The organism is Microcystis sp. LE19-41.2A (genome assembly GCF_027530405.1).
Taxonomy (GTDB): Bacteria; Cyanobacteriota; Cyanobacteriia; order Cyanobacteriales; family Microcystaceae; genus Microcystis; species Microcystis aeruginosa.
Genome location: NZ_JAPZQJ010000495.1, coordinates 1 through 1,070, shown reverse-complemented (window position 1 = coordinate 1,070; position 1,070 = coordinate 1). Strand labels below are relative to the sequence as shown.

The 1,070-nt window shown below is 41.3% G+C and carries 2 protein-coding genes; both read left to right on the top strand.

From position 1 onward, the window contains the following. Window positions 1–229 precede the first annotated feature (229 nt). Window positions 230–454, top strand: coding sequence for a type II toxin-antitoxin system MazE family antitoxin (mazE, locus tag O9290_RS20780; RefSeq protein ID WP_043995880.1), 225 nt, complete (start codon window positions 230–232; stop codon window positions 452–454). Further along, the gene (locus O9290_RS20775; RefSeq protein ID WP_288055869.1) at window positions 447–818 is read left to right on the top strand and encodes a type II toxin-antitoxin system PemK/MazF family toxin; all 372 of its coding nucleotides are present in this window, start codon (window positions 447–449) and stop codon (window positions 816–818) included. Before mazE ends, O9290_RS20775 begins: the two co-directional genes overlap by 8 nt. The last annotated feature ends 252 nt before the right edge of the window (window positions 819–1,070 follow it).

Genomic DNA, 1,070 nt, shown 5'->3' with positions numbered 1-1,070 from the left:
TTCAAAAACCTTGCATTATCCTTCTTGTGGTACATCGCTTGGTACAAAAAACAAGGGCAACAAAGCCTGAAACGACCGACTCCTGACGACCGGCTACTGACTCCTACCCCCAGGAAAAACTTTTTCAGCAGACCCTACTTACAGATCAGAGGCAGGCATTGACAATTAATGTAGGATTAGTTAGTATGATGATCTAATCCTACCAGGCTGTCGTAAACAGTTTATGGCAATGAGTAAGAAAGTTAGCATAACCTTAGACGACGAAGTTTTGGAATTTGTAGATCGACTAGCAAGCAATCGTAGCAGCTTCATAAATGATGTTCTCTGGCAAGAGAAGAGAAGGGTTTTTATGAAAGAGCTAGAAGACGCTTATAAAGATCAGGCCAATGATCCAGAGATGCAAGCAGAAATCTCTGTCTGGGATATTGTAGTGGGCGATGGTCTAAATGCCTAATGGAAGACTAACCTATAAGCGAGGAGAGATCTGGTGGATCGATCTGAAACCCGTTCTTGGTTATGAAACCGATAAAGAACGTCCTTGCCTGATTTTACAAAACGATATTGGCAATCAAAATGGAACAACGACAGTAGTTGCTCCATTGTTGCCCGGGAAAAGGACTTATCCTTTTGTTGTCAATATTACCCCGACAGTGCAGAATGGACTAGACGGAGATCGACACATCAACTTAAGTCAAATGAGGGCTGTAGATTCTCAAAGAATTAAGAATAAACAGGGTGTTTTAGAAGACGTTTATTGGGAAGAAATAGAGAAAGCAGTATGTATTGAGCTCGGTTTCAGCAAATCGCTATCGCCGTAGGGTGCGTTCCCTAATGTAAGTCCTACTACTCCACTAATAGATTTTTGGGGAACGCACCATGTACATTGATTGAAACTGTGGGTTAAAGTGCGGTCGCCGATCTTAATAAGCTAGGCTCTTCGTTACTTGTTATGGTTCGATAGGGGGGCATAAATCGACTAAATCCTTATCTGGCAAGAGACTTAATTGATTAGTTCGCTCTAGATAAAAAACAATTGACAAAAATCGCTAAATGCCTTTCTATATAAGGGT

What these genes read in the sequence shown, in the direction of transcription:
- mazE (WP_043995880.1), top strand. Translation starts at nt 230, where the DNA reads ATGAGTAAGAAAGTTAGCATAACCTTAGACGACGAAGTTTTGGAATTT.
- O9290_RS20775 (WP_288055869.1), top strand. Translation starts at nt 447, where the DNA reads ATGCCTAATGGAAGACTAACCTATAAGCGAGGAGAGATCTGGTGGATC.